This is a genomic window from Thermobifida halotolerans (assembly GCF_003574835.2).
Classification (GTDB): Bacteria; Actinomycetota; Actinomycetes; order Streptosporangiales; family Streptosporangiaceae; genus Thermobifida; species Thermobifida halotolerans.
Genome location: NZ_CP063196.1, coordinates 1,347,586 through 1,365,135, shown reverse-complemented (window position 1 = coordinate 1,365,135; position 17,550 = coordinate 1,347,586). Strand labels below are relative to the sequence as shown.

The following is a 17,550-nucleotide window of genomic DNA, read 5'->3' as shown; positions in this document are numbered from 1 at the left end:
GCGGAGACGAACCGGCGGTGCCCGTGTACATGACAGAAGGGCCGGGTATGACCGCAGAAAACATCCGGGGCGATACACATCGCCGCAGATGTCTGACACGAGAAGGGGCCCGTGGACGAGACAGAACTGCGGGACGCGCTGGAAGCCGTCCGCGCCACCGACGTCCCGGCAAGTGATCCCCGCAGAACGTGGGAGAAGCACCTGAAAGCGGCCTGGCTGCTGATAGCGCTGCGCCGGTACGACGATGCGGTCACCGAGGCCGAACAGGCGCAGTCGGCGTATCAGCGTGCGCACCTTCCCGGACGGACCACTGCCGTTCTGTGGAGCGCCTGCGCGGCCGGGGCGGTCGCGCATCTGGCCGCCGGGCGGTGGGCCGCCGCAGAGGACAGCGCACGCGAGGCGCTGCGCGACTTCGGAGAGGACCAGACCAACTACTATCTGCTGGAACTCGCCCTGCAGGCCCAGGGGCGACTGGAACCGAACAGGATCTGGAAGGTCTCCCAGGATCCCGCTCGCGAACTCGCGGCCTTTGACGCCAGGCGGTTCGCTCTCTCACGGCTGGACAGACCGTAGTCCTCTCCGCGGGCGGCAGCCGGGCACGCCCTCTCCGACCGCGGCCCGGCCGCGCTCCTGCGGCACCGCGTGACCGGATCGGTCCGCACCGCGGCGCGATGGTGCCTTACCCGCGCCCCCGCCCGCCCCCCATGATCAACCCATGAGCACAGCACTCGTCGTCATCGACGTCCAGGAGTCCTTCCGCCGGCAGCCGCTGTGGCAGGCCGTCTCCGCCCCCGACATCGCCGACCGCGTCGCCCGCCTGGTCGCCGCCTCCCGCGAGCGCGGCGACCTCGTCGCATGGGTCCTGCACGCCGAACCCGGCACCGGAGACGTCTTCGACCCCGCCCTCGGACACGTCCGCCTCATCGACGGCCTGTCCCCCGCCGAAGCCGAACCCGTCATCACCAAGACCTCCCACAACGCCTTCACCACCACCAACCTGCAGCAACTGCTCACCGCACACGGCATCCGCGACCTGGCCGTCTGCGGCATCCGCACCGAACAGTGCTGCGAGACCACCGCCCGCCTCGCCTGCGACCTCGGGTTCGACGTCACCTTCGTCATCGACGCGACCGCCACCACCCCCCGCGAGCACCGCGACGCACCCCCCGGCCGCTCGGTGGCCGAGATCCTCGCCGACCCGCGCACCCTGCCCACCGACGCGATCATCGAGCGCACCGAGTACGCTCTGGCCGGACGGTTCGCCACCATCCGCACCGTCGCCGACCTCACCACCCCGGAGCCGACCAGATCGTGACCGACGTCGTCTTCCTGCTGGCGCCCGGACTGCACCTGCTGGATCTCGCGGGTCCCGCCCAGGTGTTCTCCGCCGCCGACGACCTCGGCTGCGGCTACCGACTCCACTACGTCGCCGAACACCCCCGGGTCCGCACCGCCCAGGGCCTGCCCGTCGAGGCCCGCACGGACTGGCCCGCCCTCACCGCACACGACCTGGTCGTCGTCCCCGGCTGGCGGGCGCCCACCCTGGAAGGCACCACGGTGCTCGGCGACGCGGTCCTGCGCCGCGTCGCCGCACACCACGCGGCGGGCGGCACGGTCGCCAGCGTGTGCGCGGGCGCCGACGCCCTGGGCCGCGCCGGACTGCTGGACGGACGGCGCTGCACCACCCACCACCAACTCCAGGACGAACTCGCCACCCGCCACCCCAGGGCCCACGTGGTCCGCGACGTGCTGTACACCGTGGACGACCGGGTGGTGACGTCGGCGGGTATCGCCAGCGGCATCGACCTGGCGCTGTTCCTGGTCGCCACCGCGCACGGCCCCGGCACGGCCGCCCGGGTGGCCCGCTCCATGGTCGTCTACGCCCGCCGCAACGGCGACGAGCAGCAGGCCAGCGTCATGCTGCGGCACCGCGGCCACCTCAGCGACGCGGTGCACCGCGCCCAGGACCTGATCGACGCGCGCTTCACCGAACGGCTGCCGCTGAGCGCGCTGGCCGCCGCCGCGGGACTGGGCGAACGCACCCTGACCCGCCGCTTCGTCGCCGCGACCGGTCTGACACCGCTGCGCTACCAGCAGGCCCTGCGCCTGGAACGCGCCGAGCACCTCATCGGCCAGGGGACGACGGTGGAGGCGGCCGCCCACGCGGTCGGGTTCCAGGACGCCCGGATGCTGCGCCGCCTGCGCTCCCGCGGCGCAGACACCGGGAAACAGGGGTGATCCCCCGCGCCTTTTGATGCCGGGAGGCCGAGAGGACGGCGAGGCGTTCCGGAGGTGTTTCGAGGGGGACGCCCGGGGGCGGCGGAGTGGACAGACGCGCGAAGCGCCCTGAGCGCCCGCGCCTGCACGGACGGACCGCGGAAAAGAGCACCCACCACCGGAAAACCGCTTGGCCCCCGCCCGCCGGTTCCTCTACGCTTCCGGGCGTGGACTTCGGCATCAGGCCCCCCGACCGGCTCGGCGCGACCCCGCTGCCCGACGGCAGACGGCTGGGCTGGGCGCAGTGGGGACCCGACGACGCCGAACCGGTGCTGTTCTTCTCCGGAGCGGCGATGGGACGCGGCCTGGGATTCGGCTCCCCTCTCCTCGCCGCACGCGGCCTGCGCCTGATCTGCGTGGAACGGCCCGGCCTGGGAGTGTCCGACCCCCTGCCCGGGCGGACCTTCACCGACTGGACGCGCGACGTCCGCGACCTGACCGCCGCCCTGGAACTGCCCGGCTGCACGATCGTGGGCTTCTCCCACGGAGCCCCCTTCGCCCTGGCATGCGCGGCGGCCGGAGTCGGGGACGCGGTGGCGGTGGTCTCCGGTGCCGACGACCTCGCCCACCCCGCGCTGGCCCCGCTCCTGGCCCCCGACCTCGCCAGAACACTGCGGTCGGTCGCGGCCGACCCGGCGGCCTTCGAGGCCGCGGCCACCGGATTCGACGCCGACGCGATGTGGGACCTGGTGATCCGGACGAGCTCCACCGCCGACCGGGCCGTCTACACCGCCCCGGACTTCGCCGCCGCCTACCGCGCCTGCCTGGCCGAGGGATTCGCCCAAGGCGCGGCGGGATACGCCCGCGACCTCGTGCTGGCCTTCACCCCGTGGCCGTTCGACCTCGCCCGCATCACCGTCCCGGTCGAACTGTGGTACGGCGCCCACGACACGGGCGCCGTCCACTCCCCCGACCACGGAGCCACCCTGGCCGCCCGCATCCCCACCGCCCGCCGCCACCTCCTCGACGACGCGGGCGGATCACTGCTGTGGACCCACGGCGACCGGGTCCTGGACTCCCTGACCCGCGCACGGGACCACCGCCCGGGGTGAGGACGGCCCCCTCCGCCACTTCCCGTCTCCCGGCAACCGGCCGCCCCGCACCAGGACCGCCGGTGCGCCAACCACCTGTCCCACCGCCGATTCCGGCTGCTCAGAGCCCCTTTCGACCGGAATCAACAGCGCCGCCGGCGTGTTCTTACCCATAGGCGCACCGCTGCGGCGAGCGGCGCCTTCGGGCAGGAGATCCGCGTCCGGAACAGCCCCGCCGCGTTCCGGCAGCGCCCACGCCCCGGACACGTCCCCGGCGACCGACCACCCCACCGCGCGGAGCAGCGCCGCACACCGCCCCGACCACGCACGCGAAGGGAGACACCCTCCCGGAAGGAACCCAGTTGCCCACCATCGACCCCACCCCGAACGGCGACGCCTTCGCCGTCACCTTCCAGGACACCCGGCTCCGGGCACGCATCCACGACGGCGACCTGGTCGTCAACGCGGCGGACGTCACGCGGATTCTCGGTCTCCCCGACAGCGCCGCCCACGACCTTCCCGACCGCCACCGGGTCGCGGTCGACGGCGGCACGTCCCCCGCCGACCGCGTGTTCGTGACCGGGCGCGGCGTGAACCGCCTGGCCATGCTCGCCGACACCCCGGAAGCCGAGGACTTCCAGGAGTGGCTGGCCGCGATCGCCGGATCCGTCAGCCGGTCCGGCCCCACCACCCCGCTCGACCTCAGCACGACGCCCACCGAGATCCTCGAACTCGTCAGCGGGCTCGGCAAAGCCGTCCACGAGGCGGCACAGCAGGCCCTGGCCACCCGCTCCGAAGCCGAGGAGCAGCGGCCCGCCGCCCACGCGTGGCGTGTCCTGGCCTCCACCGACGGGGACTACTCGGTGCGCGAGGCGGCCTACATCCTCAACCGCGACCCCGCCATCTCCACGGGACAGCGCCGCCTGTTCGCCTTCGTCCGGGCCAGCGGAATGGTGTCCGCCGACACCGACATCCCCAGGACCCGGCACGAACGCCACCTCCGCCTGCGGCCGACCTCCTACGCCCATCCCCACACCGGCAGGCGCGTCCCCGGCAAACCGCAACTGCGCGTGACCGTCGAGGGGCTGCGCTACCTGCACCGGCGACTGGGCGGCACCGCCCGACTCGACCTGCCCGAAGCCGAGGACATCCGCACCGCTCAGACGATGCCGCCGTTGGCGCGAACCACCTGACCGTTGACCCAGTGGCCCCGCTCCGAGACGAGGAAGGCGACGACCTCGGCGACGTCGCCGGGAGTGCCCAACCTCTCCAGCGGAGGCTGCGCAGCCAGGCGGGCGACGGTCTCCTCGTCCTTGCCGTCGAGGAACAGTGCGGTGGCGGTGGGACCGGGAGCGACGGTGTTGACGGTGACGTCCCGGCCGCGCAGCTCACGCGCCAGGACCAGGGTGACCGCCTCCACCGCGCCCTTGCTGGCCGCGTAGGGCGCGTAGCCGGGGAAGGCCAGACCGATCGCGGAGGTGGAGAAGAGCAGGACCGCGCCGCCGCCGTAATTCACCACGACCGCGTAGCCGTCGGCGGCCAGGCGGCGCACGGTCTCACGGCCGATGCCCCGGGAACCTCCGGTGACGACCGCGACCCGGGACGTTCCGGCGGGCCGCCCGCCGACTGCGGGGAACACGCGGGATTCGGTGGTCATCAGGATTCCTTCCGACGAGGATCGGGCCGGACGGCGGGAAGCCGCCCCCTTACCGCCCTCCACGTTTTGCCACGGAGCGGCCCGCCGCCACGGTCCTCCTCACCCTGAGGTCGGCATCCCCTGGCTCGGCACCGCGCCGGAGGCGATCATGGGGGGTGAATCTCGCAGAGCTCGCCGCGTTCCTGAAGTCCCGACGCGACCGGGTCCGGCCCGCCGACGTCGGCCTGACCGCCGGGCCCCGGCGCAGGGTGCCCGGACTGCGCCGGGAGGAGGTCGCACTGCTGGCCGGGGCCTCGGTGGACTACTGCACCGAACTGGAGCGGGGCCGCGGCGCCCAGCCGTCTCCGCAGATGCTCGCCGACCTGCACGCCGTCGCCGCCCGCCGCGGTGGCGCCGACGTGCACCGGATGGTCGCCGAGCTGAGACGGCGCAGCGCGGAGTCCGCCGACCTGTGGGACACCCGCGCCGTCGCCCTGCGCCGTCGCAGACGCAAGCGGCTGTGCCACCCCGAGCTCGGGATCGCCGAACTGGACTGCCACAACCTGTTCAGCGAGGACGGCCGCCAGCGTCTGCTGTTCTTCACCGAACCGGCCGGTGGTCCCGCCGCCAGGCAGTTGGAACTGTTGTCGGTCATCGGGGTCCGGGACCCGCGAGCGGGCCAGCACATCCGGTCCTGAGTGGAATCACCACGAGTGGCCTGCTGGAATGGTCTGGCGTCGGCACTTCCTTCCGATCGGGTTCGATCCGAGGAGCGCCACCTCCGCAGGACGGACTTCTGTGGTTTCCGGTCAGTCTCCGGCCGTAGTCGTCGGCACTCGGTCCTTCGCTTCCCGGCAGCCGGCGTGTGCTTCTCTCCGGCTGATGGGGGTTCATCCTCCAGAGGATTCTCCGTCCGCATCACGCACGAGGTCCGCCAGTACCCGCGGCGCGGCGTAGGGAAGGGCGTGGGTCGCGTCGATCTCGCGGTAGCGGCCGACGGGGATCCGTGCGGCCAGGCGCCGGGCGAAGGCCGGTGGCACGATCGGGTCGCGGGTGCCGCACACGACGAGGGTGGGCACCGTGAGGTCCCCAGCACGTCGGAGGATCCGGTCGGTCCGCAGAGCGCGCAGGTCAGCACGTTCCTTGCGGAAGGATGCCCGGAGCACGTCCACCAGCATGATGGCGAGGTAGCGCGGGGATTCGCGGCGCATGGCGGCCACGAACCGCGCGGTGAGGGGCAGCAGGCCGCGGTTCCGGGGTGCGAGGACGGGACTGGTGAGTACGAGTCGGGTGACGGCCTCGGGGTGGCGTACGGCGAGTTCGACCGCGGTCTGGCAGCCGAAGGAGTTGCCCACGACGATCGCCGGGCCGGTGGTGCGCAGCATGACGCGGTGCAGGACGCCGGCCAGATCGGTCAGCGACAGGGGGGTGTCGGCCCGGGGACTGCGCCCGGTGCCCGGCAGGTCCGGCGCGACGACGAGGCGGTCGCGGGCCAGCTCGGCGCCGACGGGTTCGAGGTACCGGGATGACGAGACCAGCCCGGGCACCAGTAGGACCGGTGTCCCGGTGCGGCGGATCGGGCGTCCGGTACGCACGTGGAGCCACTGCGCCCCCAGATCCAGCCGATGGCCCTCCAGCCTCCGACCGCCCGCCGTCGCCGCCCTCATCGCGGCCCGTCCGTGCTGGCGCGGTCGTATCCGTCCCCGCCTTCGGGGCGCAGCACGTACCGGCAGGCCAGCAGCCAAGGCACCGCGAACAGCACGCTGCCCAGCACGTCGGTCGGGTAATGCGCTCCGTAGTAGAGGCGGGCCAGCGCGACCAGCACCACCGCGAGTACGGCCGCGGCCACGACTGTCCAACGCCACCACGTCCGCGTCCGCGTTACGACGAGCACCGCGGCGGCGCCGTAGAGGCTGATCGCCGCGGAGACGTGGCCGGACGGGAAGCTCGCGGTCGGCGGCAGGTCCGGACCGATGTGGGGCACCGGCGGCCGGGGACGGTCGATGACCGACGCCGCGGCCAGAAACAGGGTGATCTCTCCGACGAGCACCGCGGCCAGGAACAGCACGGGTCGCCACTGTCGGGTCACGGCGAGGGCGAGAACGGCGACGACCACAGCCACGGTGAGGACCGCCGCCGTGCCGCCGAGCGCGCCGACCACGTCCAGTACGGCGGTGTCGAACCGGCCGACCACACCGCGGGCCAACGGCTGCGTGACGGTCCAGCCCACGGCCAGCAGCAGCCCGAAGAGCAGCACCCAGGTGACGGCCAGCACGGCGCCGCGCCGCACCGGGTGCGACAGGTCCATGCCGGTGCTGCGCGGGGCGGGCGAGACGGCGGGCGCCACCTCCGGGGCCAGTCCGTCTCTCACGGGAGGGACGGGTCGCCGCTCCTCCCGGCGCCAGACCCGGAACGCGGTCGTGGTGATCGCGACCCAGCCCAGCCCGAGCAGCCATCCTCCGATGACGTCGGACAGGAAGTGCACGCCGAGCGCGATGCGGGTGAACCCGATCAGTGCGACGAGCACGGCGACCGCGACCACCGCGGTGCGGCGCCACCGTGCCGGTACCGCGGGCAGCAGGACGAGGAGCACCACACCGTAAGTCACGAGTGATCCGAGGGCGTGGCCGCTGGGGAAGCTCGGCCCAGGCGCCGCGCCGACGGGCACCTCCACCATGGGGCGCAGGCGTCCCACGATCTCCTTGACCGCGGGACTGAGCACCAGAGCTCCGAGCCCGGTCACGGCGACGTACAGGGCGAGTCGGTACTGACGGCGCACCAGCAGGGCCACCGTGAGCACCGACAGCACCACCGAACTGGTCCACACCCCGCCGAGGTCGGTGATGACGCCGAGCACCGTGAGAACGAGCGGACGCCCGGCCACCAGGTCGTTGAGTTCCGCGGCGAGGCGCCTGTCGAGATCCACCAGTGCCGAATCGGTCTGCACCAGCACCACCAGCAGTCCGAATGCCGCCGCGCCCAGTGCGAGCGCGATCAGGCCGGCGGCGCTACGGCCGACGAACTCCCCGGTGCGGCGCCGTCCCGTGCGCGTGCCCTCGTGCGGGTTGCCTGGTTCGGCCATCACGCTGCCACCGATGGGACGTTCGGACGCTGATGGGCCGTCACTCCCGCCTCTGTCGCGCACGGCGCCGTCATGCTCGGTCCCCTCCCTGAGTTCCGGACACGGGACGGATCATCACGCCGCTCCACGCAAGTCGAAGAACACCACCTGAGGTGGCGCCGCTATCCGCATCGGGACGAGGCTGAACCCGATCCCGCAGTTGACGTAGAGCCGGTTTCCGGAGGCACCGTAGCCGGACGGGGCCCATCCGTCGGTGACGACGCGCTCCTCGCTGGTGAGTTCGAGATAGGACCACACCGGGGTGAACGGGATGGCGACCTGGCCGCAGTGCGTGTGCCCGGCCACGGCCAGCGGCGCACTGTCCGCGGGGAGTCTCGGAAACGACGTCGGATTGTGCATGAGCACCACTCGCGGCGCATCATCCGGCACCGCGGCGAGGGCCGCTTCGACGTCGGTGCGGTCGAGCCGGGCGGGACCCAGTCCGACGACGTACAGCTCCGTACCGCCCGATTCGGTGCCGGGGATCGGAACCGCCTCGTTGCGCAGGACGCGTATCCCGATGCTCTCGAGGCCCGCGATCACCTCGTCGGCCGCGTCAACGGCGTAGTCGTGGTTCCCGAGGACGGCGAAGGTCGGGATCCCAGCCGTGGTGAGCGGGGCGAGCAGTTCGACGACCAGGTCCATCTGCTCCGCTGGGGCGGGATCACGGCTGTAGACGAAGTCGCCTCCGATGAGTGCGGCGGCCGGACGCTCCATGACCACCTCCTCCACGGCCTTCTCCACCATCCCGGTGTTGGAGAACCACATGCCGGTCTGCAGGTCGGAGAAGACCGCGACGGTCCTGCCCGGCGCGTCGGCGGGGAACTGCGGCAGCGCCATGGTGAACCGGTCCTTGTCGAGCAGGAGCCGCGGCTCCACCAGCACTCCGTATCCGACCAGCAGTCCGAGCGCGGCGAGCAGCGCGCTTCCCACCCATAGAGCCAGACGTTTCATCCGTGCTCCCCTTCCGGTCGTCCGGGCTTTCCCGGTTCCGAGCGGCGCTACCCACCCTGAGCAGGAGGTATATCGGCGCGTCCCTGTTCCTCCGGATGGTTCTGCCCGGCTCCGGTCCCTCGGCGGAGAAAGCGGTGGCCGGCTCGTGGTCGAGGTGGTGGAAACCGCGCGGGGCGGCTGGTCCGGTGTCCTGTCCGAGATTCCGGGTGCTGTCGCCGCGCGGAGGACTCTCCGGACGGGAACCGCACGAGACCGTCACCGTGTCATATCCGCGGAGATGTCCGGCGCTTTCGGCTGCGGCCGGACCACGGACGAGGAGGTTTCCATGACCGATCCCGGAACGGACCTGGCGGCCCTGGCCGCCGACGGGGCCGCCGGGCTGGTGCAGGCCATGGCCGCCGACGTCTGGGCGGCGGTGCGCGACCGGTTCGCGGCCCTGTTCGGCCGGGGCCGCGACGCCGCCGTCGCCGAGCTGGAGCAGGCCCGCGACGAGGTCACCGAGGACGCGGAACTGGCCGACGAGGTCAGGACCGAGTGGCGCTCCCGGCTGCGCCGCCTGCTCAAGAACAGCCCGGACGCGGCCACCGGACTTCGGGCGATCCTGGACGAGCTGGCATCCGAGAACCCGCTGGGTGGGGTGTCCGGCACCATCCACGGCGGCGTCACCGGCACCGTGGTCCAGGCCCACACCGTCCACGGCGGTGTGACCGCCACCTCCCACGGCGGCGACCACATCGACTTCGGCGGCGTCTTCCACCGACCGGTCATCGGCAGGACCGTCCCGCCGCCCGCCTCCTGAGCCCGCGGCCCCGTACCGGTGGCCTCTCCGCCCGGCCGCTTCCCGGCCACCGCGGTGTCCCGATCACACCCGTACGGCAGGATCGGGTGCGTGGCCGCCACTTCCCGCCCCGTCCTTCCGGGGCAGACGGGGCCCCCGGCCTCCCATGCCCCGTCCGGTCCCCCGTATGTGACGAGCCGCGGGAACGGCATCCTCGACACGGTCCTGACGGCGGCAGACCTCTCGGGCGCCGCACAGCGGAATCGGCATCACCTCCTCCCTGGACCTGGTCACCGGCGGGATCGCCGCCTCGACCGGGCCGCAGCCGAGGGGCTGGAGGACCACCGCCGGACCGGCCGAGCTCCTGACCGGCTCCCGGGGCTACGGGAGCTTCGGCCCCGGCCGCCACGACCGCGACGGCCCCCGGGGCACCGGCCCCAGGACCAATGCCGGGAAGCCGGGGAGAGGGCGCGGTATTCCCGGTGAACGTCCGGAGCGGTCAACACGGGTTGGCAGCGGGCGGTCGGGGTGCCCCGGCGCCGCGTCCACCCTCCCGCACTGTGGAGGTGTCGTGCGCCACGGACTTCCCCGGCCCCGTGGTGCGGATGTCCTTTCCTCCGTCTCCCTTCCGCGGGGGCGCGGGTGGGTCGGCGCCCGGGGGCGCCTCCCACTCCTGCGTCAGCCCGTGGTGGACCGCCTCGGACGCTGGGGTGGAATGCCCTTGCCCGCCCGACTTCCCGGTAGTGGATTCCTTGCCGAAACCGGACCGACCGGGGAGGCGACGCCGACGGTCCCTTGGGGAAGGGTCCGTAGGGTGCTGTCATGGGCGAGGTTCATGTGACAGACGGCGGGCGGGTGGCCTCCCACGTGGGCGACACCGTGGTGGTCCGGTTGCCGGAGAACGCCACCACCGGGTACGTGTGGTCGGTGGCGAGCCTGGGCAGCGGACTGCTGCTGGAGGAGGACCGCGGTTCGCCCGCCGGGAGCCTCACCCCCGGCGCCGCAGGGGAACACGTGGTCCGGTTGCACGCCGACCGGCCGGGGACGTGGCACATCGACCTGCAGTTGGCGCGCGGCTGGGAGGCCGCGCCCGCCGAGGAGCGGCGCATCACCGTCGACGTCACCTGACCACCGGGTCCGGCCCATGGCGCGCGGACCGGACCCGGTCGGCTCCTGCCAGAGGCGGATCTCGTAGACCACGCCGTCGGACTCCTCGCGCAGGTTGACGGTGCGGTTGGCCCGGCGGGCCCGTCCGGCCCGGGTCATCAGCGCCTGGGAGGCGCCGTCGCGCCCGTCGTAGATCCTGGGCCGGCCCGGTCCGACGACGTGCGCCCAGCCGTTGCGGGGCTCCTGGCCCAGCCGCAGCGCGCCGACGCGAGCGTCGGGGCGGTCATGCCCGGCCCTCCGCGCGGGCGGCGGGGCTCTCGGCGGGCGGGGTCTGCTCCGGAACGGCGCGGTGGTCGGTTCCGGCCATGACGCTCTCCTCACCAGGCGCACATCGGAGAGGAACACCGGGCGGCGCTACCGGTCCGCCGCCGGGGGCGGCGGGCACGGTTGGAACGGTCCCGCTGCTCCGGTCCCCCACCGCCACAACCGGGGGGTGCCGTTCTCTCCCGGAAGCAGCGCCTGGCGGCCGCCGGGGACGGCGCACACGAACATGCCCATGGGCCGGTCGCTTTCGACCGTACGCAGGCAGCGGCCGTCGGCCGGGTCCCACACGCGCACCCGGCCGTCGAGGGACGCGGTGAGCAGGTGGCGCCCGTCGTCGGTGACGCTCATGGAGACCACGGGGGCCGTGTGGCCGCGCAGCTCCCCGACGTGCTCGCCGCGGTCCAGGTCCCACATCCGCACGGCCGGTTCGCCGCTGGCGACCGCCGCGTGGCGGCCGTCGGGGGCGGCGCAGACCGCGGTGACCGGGCCGACCTCGCCGGGCAGTTCGCCGACGCGGCGGTCGGCGACCAGGTCCCACACCCGCACCGTCGCGTCCTCCCCGGTCAGGCCCGCGACCAGCACCAGGTCCGTGCCGGGGACCGCGCACACCGACGCCACCTGCCCGTCGTGGGCCTCGAAGGCGTGCACGCAGCGCCCGGTGTCCAACTCCCAGATCCGCACCGCCTGCTCCGCGACCCCGCTGGTCAGCGCGTGGTGCCCGTCCGCGGTCACCTGCACCAGGGTCACCGGGCCGCCGGGGTCCCTGAAGGCCCGCCTGGTCCGTCCGGTGTCCAGGTCCCAGGTCCGCACGGTCTTTCCGGCCGCGATCAGCGCGGTGCGGTGGTCGGTGGTGGGGCACACCGCCAGCACGGGGTGGCGGCGGTGGCCGACGGACAGGACGCGCCGCCCGGTACGCAGTTCCCAGGCCCGTGCCAGGCCGTCGCGGTTCACGGCCAGCGCGAGGCGGCCGTCGGGGGTCACACCCACCGACGACGCCGGTCCCCACCGGCCTTCGAGGGTGACCGTGCGGTCGGTCTCCTCCCCGTCGGGGGGCGCGGTGCCGTCGAGGGCGCGGGCGGCCGCGTGGTCGCCGCGCTCCCGGTGGACGCGGGCGAGCAGGGTCCGCGCCCTCGGGGAGTCGACCGCCGCCAGGTCGGCGACCAGCGCGTCGTCGGTGGTCTGCCCGTTGCGCCAGCGCAGCAGCCCGAGGTTGTAGGCGGCCTCCGGGTGGTGGGGATCGCTTTCCCGGGCCTGTTCGAGGGCCTGCTCGGCGTTCCGGGTGCGGCCCAGGTCCAGCAGCGCCAGCGCCCGGTTGGTGAGTTCGTCGGCGCGCGCCACCGGTTCGGGCGCGCGGCGCGGATACGGGCGGCCGACCGTGTCGGCGTACACCTCGGCGAGCCGGTCGGCGACCTCCGCCGCGCTGTCGGGCCGCCGGTCCGGCTCCTCGCGCAGGCAGCGGTGCAGCAGGTCGAGCAGTCCGTCGGGGGCCGCGCGCACCCGCGCGTCCTGGCGGGCGCCCCCGCGGTAGGCGGTGAGCGCCTGTTGCGCGCCGGGCCCGGGCGGGCGGGGGCCGAGGAGCATCAGCAGCACGCTCGCCGCGAGGCCCCACAGGTCGCCGCGCGGGTCGGCGCGCTCTCCCCGGCGCTGTTCCGGTGCGGCGCAGAAGTCGGCGCCTCCCCGCCGGTCGACGGTTTCCGGCAGGTCCGCCGCCATGGCCGCGGTGACGCCGAGGTCGGTGAGTTTCGCGGTGCCCGCCGCGTCGAACAGGAGGTTGCCCGGTCGGACGGCCTGGTGGACCGCGTCGGCCGCGTGGGCGTGCGCCAGGCCCCGGGCGGCCTGGATCGCGACGTCGAGCACGCGGGCCCACACCTCGGCGGGAGCGCCCGCGTACAGGCGGCCGTCGGCGATCCGCTCACGGAGGGTGCCGCCGTCCAGGTACTCGGCGAACAGCGCGGGGACTCCGTCGAGGGAGCGCGCGTAGTGGCAGCGGACCACGTGCGGATGCGCCCCCAGCGCCATCCAGGCCCGCGCCTCGGCGACGAACCGCCGCCGGGCCTTCTTCGCGCGAAACGCTCCGGGGCGCAACCGCCGCACCGCGAGGTCGGTGTCCCAGCCGAGGTGGCGGACCCGGTAGAGCACACTGCGGTCGCCGCGCCCGAGGACCTGCCGGACCTCGTACCTTCCGTCGACCCGCGCGCCGACCCGCCACTCGCCCACCGGGTCCTCCCTGCCAGCGTCTCCGCAACCGGTCCGGCCATCCAAGTGGCCGGGCCGGCGCGCAGGCAATCCCGTGGCAGGTGGGAATGGTGTTTTGATACGGCTTCTCAACCGGCCCGTGTCGGTGTCGAGTTCGCCGGTGGTGATCTCGGCGGGAACGGCCGTGCCACCGGAGGAAGCGGACCCTGGTCGCCAAGGCCACCGTTATCGGGGTGAGAGGGGCGCGGGTGGCGGATGCGGGCGGCGGCGTCGAGGTGGGCCGCCACGGGTCGGTGGCGGAGCGGACAGGCGCCCCCAAGGCGGAGGTTTCCTGGGCGCCGTCCCGCCCACGCCCGGGAACCGAGGTCGCCAGCCCCCGGAGGCGGGGTTCTCTGAGGCTTCCCCCTGGCTTCCCGGCACTGGTTTCGAGCCCCGGTGTCGAGGTCGCGGCCGTTGCGGGTAGCGGTCTGCGGTCCGATCGTTCGACAGCAGAGGAGCAGTCATGGCAGCCACACAGGTGATCGCGTCGCCGCTCTCCGGGCACTTCTACCGGCGTCCCGGGCCCGACGAGCCGCCCTACGTCGAGGAGGGCCAGCACGTCGACGCGGGGCAGACCATCGGGGTCATCGAGGTCGCCAAGCAGCTCACCGAGGTCAAGTCGGTGTCGTCCGGCACGGTCGCCGAGATCGCGGTGCCGGAGGAGCGCATGCTCTCCGAGGGCGACACCATCGCCCGCATCGTGGAGGATTGACTTCCGCTCCCCTCCCTCGAAGGGAGGGGATTCCTACCACGGTCTGGTGACCGCCGCGGTGATCACCCGCCTGGGCAGCGCAACGTCGGAAACGGTTCCCCCGCGCGTGAGCGGTCTCGCGCGGACGCAGGGCATCGTTGTACACCACGCGGGCGCACCCGAACGCCGCCGTCGTCGAGGCGGGCAGCGGTCTGGAGACGCGGCGCCACCGGTCCCGGGGTCGACTGCTACGACGTGGACCTGCCCGGCGCCGTGGAAGTGCGCCGCCGCCTGCCGCCCGGCGAGGACCGGGGACGTGCCCACCTCCTCGAAGCCGACGTCACCGACCCGCGCCGGGCCGAGTCCGTCCCCGCCGCACGGGCAGGGGTTGGGGGCCGTCCCCGACGCCGCAGACCGAGCGGGTCCGGGGGTGTACCGGTCGACGCGGTGGAGGACCGCCCGTGTCGGACGGCCCCCGTGCCCCGGCATGGCGCACCGCGCCCTCCCGTGTCGTGCACGGACGTTGCCGGACACGCGCGGGCAAGCCCGTTCCGCCGCCAGGACCCGCGGCGGCTCCCTGAGGACCAGGACACGGCGGAGCGGCCGGCGCCCCGGGACTCAGCGGGCCGGCCTCCAGCGGGTCACCGTCCCGCCCACCAGCCAGGCGAGTCGACCGGACCGGCTTGTCGGCCGCGTTCCGGCTTCTCCGGGGCACGACGGCCCTCCCGGCTGCCCCGGTAGGCGCTCTCGCGGATCTCGGTGAGCCAGTCGGGAGCCAGCGTCCACCCCGAGGGGCGGTTGAGCACCGGGTCGAAGGAGAGCCGTCCGGCCTCGGGCACCGGCAGCACGGTGTGCAGGACCAGCCGCGCGGCCGGACGCCAGCCGCCGCGCGCCGGACCGGCCATCAACGCGAAGCGCAGCGGCCGCTCGCGTGTCCACCTCTCCAGGCGGGCCAGGGAGGCGGGGCTGACCGGGTCTCCGTGCGGCACGGCCAGCAGCCACACCGTCCGACCCGCGACGCGGTAGGGCAGCAGGCTGCTGTAGCGGGCCCGGCCCCAGCCGCGCGCGGGCAGCGGAAGGCAGCGGGTCACCACTCCGATCCCGGAGGAGGACAGCGCCAGGTCCCACGGTCTTTCGAGGTCGTCCCGGGGCGGGATGCGCACCCCGAGGCCCAGGACGTCGGGGCCGCCGCCGGGGACGCCCGCCCCCTTGGACAGGCGGGCGGCCACCGGTCTGCTGCTCCCCTCCTCCAGCGGCAGCGGTCCGTCGGCCACGGTGGTCAGCTCACCGGCGAGCCACAGGCCGTGCGGGTGGAACGCGCGGGCCCGGCGCGCCCGCGCCAGCCCGTGGAAGCCCGCGTCCAGCAGTTGTTCGGGCACATTCTCGGCTCCGCCCGTCTCGTGGGGCGGAGCCGAGGCGGTCGGGTGTCGCGTCACACCGGCCGACTGCCCCGCACGCCGCGCCGTAACCGCGACCGCCCGCGACCGCCGCGCGGCCGGCGTGAGACCATCGCACCGTGACCGACTCCCCCACCCCGCGCCTGGTCCTGTGGGACATCGACCGCACCCTGCTCAGCGTCGGCCCGGTCAGCCGCGAACTCTACGAGCGGGCGTTCGCGGCCGTCACCGGGCGGCGCCTGACCGCGGTGGCGGACATGGCCGGGCGCACCGAACTCGCCATCACCACCGAGACCCTGCGCCTGAACGGGGTGGCGGTGACCCCGCACCTGCTCACCCGGTTCTACGCGGCGCTGGGCCGGGCCGCTGAGGAGCTGCGGCCCCGCATGGCCGAGGTGGGCCGCGCGCTGCCCGGCGCCCGTGCGGCGGTCGACGCCCTGGACCGACTGGGCGTGGCGCAGACCGTGGTGACCGGCAACATCCGGGAACTGGCCGTCGCCAAACTCGCCGCGTTCGACCTGGACGCCCGCCTCGACCTGGACACCGGCGGCTACGGCGACCACAGCGGCGACCGGGCGGAACTGGTGCGCTGGGCCGTCGCCCGCACCGGAGACAGGCACGGCACCGTTGTCGCGCCGTCGACCGTGGTGGTCGTCGGCGACACCCCGCACGACGTGAGGGGCGCGCACGACGCGGGCGCGCGGGCCGTCGGGGTGGCCACCGGCCGCAGCGACCGCGCCGCCCTGCTCGCGGCGGGCGCCGACGGCGTCCTCGACGACCTCGGCGACACCGCCGCGTTCACCGCGCTGCTCTCCGCGGTGGCGGCGGCCCCGAGCCACGGCTGAGATCCGCGCCGGGCGGTGGAACGCGGCGGCGTCGGGGTGGGTGCCCGGGGCCCGGTGGACCTCGAAGAAGCCCCGGACCTCGGCGAGGACGTCGCCGAAGCGCCGGGGCTTGTGCCCGCTGGCCGCCTTGGAGGTGCTGCCGTGCATGGGGTCGCAGACCCAGACGCCCCGCGCCCCGGCGGCGCTGGCCTTCTCCGCGGTGTGGGCGGGCGGTCGCGGATGCGGTCGGCTCCCATGCGGGTGATGGGGTGAGCCGTCCGGGTTCGCGGTACGGGCCCAGGCGGTCGGTCAGCGCCAGCGCGTCGTCGGATGCGGCGGCCGGTCCGGGTTTCCCCCCGATCGGGTCGCGGATGCGCGAGGCGAGTCCGACGTGCGCGCCGTCCAGCCGCCGGGTGCGCTCCCCGGTCCAGAGCTTGTGCGCGGACACGTCGTAGGGGTCGCCGCTTCTGGAACCGGTTCGGGTCAGCGCCGCCTCGTAGTCGAGCAGCAGCGCCTCGTGCGAGGAGCAGAACTCGGCGGTCCTGAGTTCTGCCGGGTCCACGCCGCGGGCCCGCATGAACCGCGGCGCGTTGTCGATCCCGCGGGCGAGCGCCTCGTGGCGCTGTCCGGACGGGGAGTTGCGCACGAAGTCCCGGTTCCCGGTGTGCACCTGGTCGAGGTCGGCGTAGCCTCCGCTGGTGAGGGCGCGCACCGGGTTCAGGGTGGCGGCCGAGGCGTGGGAGACGCGTCTGAGCCGCCGGGGGTCGGGGCGGCGGGTCCCGGGGGTGAACTCCGGGCCGTTGACGGCGTCCCCCGGTAGGCGGGCAGGGTCAGGCCGTCGCGGGCCTCGGTGGGGCTGGAGCGCGGTTCGCCGTACTGCCCGGCGATCCGTCCCCCACCCTGACCACGGGTGCGGAGGCCGCGTGGGTGAGGATGGCGCCCATCTGGAGCAGCGTCTTGAGCTTGTTGCGGATCTGGTCGGCGGAGACGGCGCCGAAGGTCTCTGCGCAGTCTCCGCCCTGGAGGAGGAACGCCTCGCCCCGCGCCACCGCGGCCAGGCGCTCCTTGAGCTGGCCGCACTCACCGGCGAAGACGAGCGGAGGACAGGTCCGCGGTTCGGCGGCCACGTCGTGCGGGGCTGGGGGGCGGGCCAGGCGGACTGCTGTTCGGCGGGA

Annotated in this window: 18 protein-coding genes and 2 pseudogenes; 10 read left to right on the top strand and 10 right to left on the bottom strand. The window is 74.2% G+C overall.

Features of this window, described 5'->3' with window-relative positions; all coding sequences use genetic code 11:
- The first annotated feature begins 111 nt into the window (after window positions 1-111).
- From NI17_RS06050 to NI17_RS06030, 5 genes are all read left to right on the top strand, one after another.
- Window positions 112-573 (top strand): hypothetical protein, encoded by a 462-nt coding sequence (locus tag NI17_RS06050; RefSeq protein WP_068692472.1) that lies wholly within the window; start codon window positions 112-114, stop codon window positions 571-573.
- A gap of 142 nt (window positions 574-715) precedes the next feature.
- Window positions 716-1,315 carry a cysteine hydrolase family protein gene (locus NI17_RS06045; RefSeq protein WP_119267582.1) on the top strand — a complete coding sequence of 200 codons (600 nt, stop codon included), beginning with the start codon at window positions 716-718 and terminating at the stop codon, window positions 1,313-1,315.
- A complete protein-coding gene (locus tag NI17_RS06040) occupies window positions 1,312-2,238 on the top strand; it encodes a GlxA family transcriptional regulator (RefSeq protein WP_119267581.1) in 927 nt (308 codons plus the stop codon). Before NI17_RS06045 ends, NI17_RS06040 begins: the two co-directional genes overlap by 4 nt.
- Window positions 2,239-2,444: 206 nt before the next feature.
- Window positions 2,445-3,329 (top strand): alpha/beta fold hydrolase, encoded by an 885-nt coding sequence (locus tag NI17_RS06035; RefSeq protein WP_068692471.1) that lies wholly within the window; start codon window positions 2,445-2,447, stop codon window positions 3,327-3,329.
- A gap of 341 nt (window positions 3,330-3,670) precedes the next feature.
- Window positions 3,671-4,501, top strand: coding sequence for a phage antirepressor KilAC domain-containing protein (locus tag NI17_RS06030; RefSeq protein ID WP_243597638.1), 831 nt, complete (start codon window positions 3,671-3,673; stop codon window positions 4,499-4,501).
- Here the strand turns inward: NI17_RS06030 and NI17_RS06025 are convergent.
- Complete coding sequence (locus NI17_RS06025; RefSeq protein ID WP_068692470.1) at window positions 4,468-4,965, bottom strand: SDR family oxidoreductase; 498 nt, start codon at window positions 4,963-4,965, stop codon at window positions 4,468-4,470. The two genes, NI17_RS06030 and NI17_RS06025, sit on opposite strands and share 34 nt — an antisense overlap.
- A gap of 155 nt (window positions 4,966-5,120) precedes the next feature.
- Here NI17_RS06025 and NI17_RS06020 point away from each other — a divergent pair, with 155 nt between their 5' ends.
- Window positions 5,121-5,642 (top strand): MmyB family transcriptional regulator, encoded by a 522-nt coding sequence (locus tag NI17_RS06020; protein WP_068692469.1) that lies wholly within the window; start codon window positions 5,121-5,123, stop codon window positions 5,640-5,642.
- Window positions 5,643-5,834: 192 nt separating this feature from the next.
- On the opposite strand, the gene NI17_RS06015 is transcribed toward NI17_RS06020, so the two are convergent.
- The 3 genes from NI17_RS06015 to NI17_RS06005 all read right to left on the bottom strand — a co-directional run bounded on the left by NI17_RS06015 (window position 5,835) and on the right by NI17_RS06005 (window position 9,019).
- Entirely contained in the window at window positions 5,835-6,611 is a 777-nt protein-coding gene (locus NI17_RS06015; RefSeq protein ID WP_068692468.1) for an alpha/beta fold hydrolase, read from the bottom strand.
- Window positions 6,608-8,026 (bottom strand): phosphatase PAP2 family protein, encoded by a 1,419-nt coding sequence (locus tag NI17_RS06010; protein WP_084012682.1) that lies wholly within the window; start codon window positions 8,024-8,026, stop codon window positions 6,608-6,610. Before NI17_RS06010 ends, NI17_RS06015 begins: the two co-directional genes overlap by 4 nt.
- A gap of 114 nt (window positions 8,027-8,140) precedes the next feature.
- Window positions 8,141-9,019: a metallophosphoesterase gene (locus NI17_RS06005; protein ID WP_068692467.1), complete on the bottom strand. Its 879-nt coding sequence runs from the start codon at window positions 9,017-9,019 to the stop codon at window positions 8,141-8,143.
- Between the two features lie 325 nt (window positions 9,020-9,344).
- Between NI17_RS06005 and NI17_RS06000 the strand changes: the two genes are divergently transcribed.
- Window positions 9,345-9,818, top strand: coding sequence for a hypothetical protein (locus tag NI17_RS06000; RefSeq protein WP_199860089.1), 474 nt, complete (start codon window positions 9,345-9,347; stop codon window positions 9,816-9,818).
- Window positions 9,819-10,619: 801 nt separating this feature from the next.
- Window positions 10,620-10,925 (top strand): protease inhibitor I42 family protein, encoded by a 306-nt coding sequence (locus NI17_RS05995; RefSeq protein ID WP_084012680.1) that lies wholly within the window; start codon window positions 10,620-10,622, stop codon window positions 10,923-10,925.
- Window positions 10,926-11,318: 393 nt separating this feature from the next.
- Here the strand turns inward: NI17_RS05995 and NI17_RS05990 are convergent, their stop codons facing one another.
- Window positions 11,319-13,445: a protein kinase domain-containing protein gene (locus tag NI17_RS05990; RefSeq protein ID WP_243597637.1), complete on the bottom strand. Its 2,127-nt coding sequence runs from the start codon at window positions 13,443-13,445 to the stop codon at window positions 11,319-11,321.
- Window positions 13,446-13,926: 481 nt separating this feature from the next.
- On the opposite strand from NI17_RS05990, the gene NI17_RS05985 reads away from it, so the two are divergent.
- Complete coding sequence (locus tag NI17_RS05985) at window positions 13,927-14,175, top strand: acetyl-CoA carboxylase (protein ID WP_068692464.1); 249 nt, start codon at window positions 13,927-13,929, stop codon at window positions 14,173-14,175.
- Here NI17_RS05985 and NI17_RS24620 read toward each other — a convergent pair.
- Window positions 14,078-14,320 (bottom strand): hypothetical protein, encoded by a 243-nt coding sequence (locus NI17_RS24620; protein WP_394326766.1) that lies wholly within the window; start codon window positions 14,318-14,320, stop codon window positions 14,078-14,080. The genes NI17_RS05985 and NI17_RS24620 overlap by 98 nt on opposite strands.
- Window positions 14,321-14,795: 475 nt before the next feature.
- Window positions 14,796-15,533, bottom strand: coding sequence for a phosphodiesterase (locus NI17_RS05980; protein WP_211329422.1), 738 nt, complete (start codon window positions 15,531-15,533; stop codon window positions 14,796-14,798).
- Between the two features lie 137 nt (window positions 15,534-15,670).
- On the opposite strand from NI17_RS05980, the gene NI17_RS05975 reads away from it, so the two are divergent.
- Window positions 15,671-16,396 (top strand): HAD family hydrolase, encoded by a 726-nt coding sequence (locus tag NI17_RS05975; RefSeq protein ID WP_068692462.1) that lies wholly within the window; start codon window positions 15,671-15,673, stop codon window positions 16,394-16,396.
- 87 nt (window positions 16,397-16,483) lie between these two features.
- On the opposite strand, the pseudogene NI17_RS24375 reads toward NI17_RS05975, so the two are convergent.
- The 3 genes and pseudogenes from NI17_RS24375 to NI17_RS24365 form a co-directional block, all read right to left on the bottom strand.
- A pseudogene (locus tag NI17_RS24375) lies at window positions 16,484-16,543 on the bottom strand (hypothetical protein); the annotation flags it as partial.
- Window positions 16,544-16,703: 160 nt separating this feature from the next.
- Window positions 16,704-17,209 (bottom strand): annotated as a pseudogene (locus NI17_RS24370) (3-deoxy-7-phosphoheptulonate synthase); the annotation flags it as partial.
- Window positions 17,206-17,502: a 3-deoxy-7-phosphoheptulonate synthase gene (locus tag NI17_RS24365; protein ID WP_068692460.1), complete on the bottom strand. Its 297-nt coding sequence runs from the start codon at window positions 17,500-17,502 to the stop codon at window positions 17,206-17,208. The pseudogene NI17_RS24370 and the gene NI17_RS24365, both read right to left, overlap by 4 nt.
- Window positions 17,503-17,550: the final 48 nt, after the last annotated feature.

What these genes read in the sequence shown, in the direction of transcription:
- NI17_RS05985 (WP_068692464.1), top strand. Translation starts at nt 13,927, where the DNA reads ATGGCAGCCACACAGGTGATCGCGTCGCCGCTCTCCGGGCACTTCTAC.
- NI17_RS06005 (WP_068692467.1), bottom strand. Translation starts at nt 9,019, where the DNA reads ATGAAACGTCTGGCTCTATGGGTGGGAAGCGCGCTGCTCGCCGCGCTC.
- NI17_RS06010 (WP_084012682.1), bottom strand. Translation starts at nt 8,026, where the DNA reads ATGGCCGAACCAGGCAACCCGCACGAGGGCACGCGCACGGGACGGCGC.
- NI17_RS06015 (WP_068692468.1), bottom strand. Translation starts at nt 6,611, where the DNA reads ATGAGGGCGGCGACGGCGGGCGGTCGGAGGCTGGAGGGCCATCGGCTG.
- NI17_RS06000 (WP_199860089.1), top strand. Translation starts at nt 9,345, where the DNA reads ATGACCGATCCCGGAACGGACCTGGCGGCCCTGGCCGCCGACGGGGCC.
- NI17_RS05995 (WP_084012680.1), top strand. Translation starts at nt 10,620, where the DNA reads ATGGGCGAGGTTCATGTGACAGACGGCGGGCGGGTGGCCTCCCACGTG.
- NI17_RS06025 (WP_068692470.1), bottom strand. Translation starts at nt 4,965, where the DNA reads ATGACCACCGAATCCCGCGTGTTCCCCGCAGTCGGCGGGCGGCCCGCC.
- NI17_RS06045 (WP_119267582.1), top strand. Translation starts at nt 716, where the DNA reads ATGAGCACAGCACTCGTCGTCATCGACGTCCAGGAGTCCTTCCGCCGG.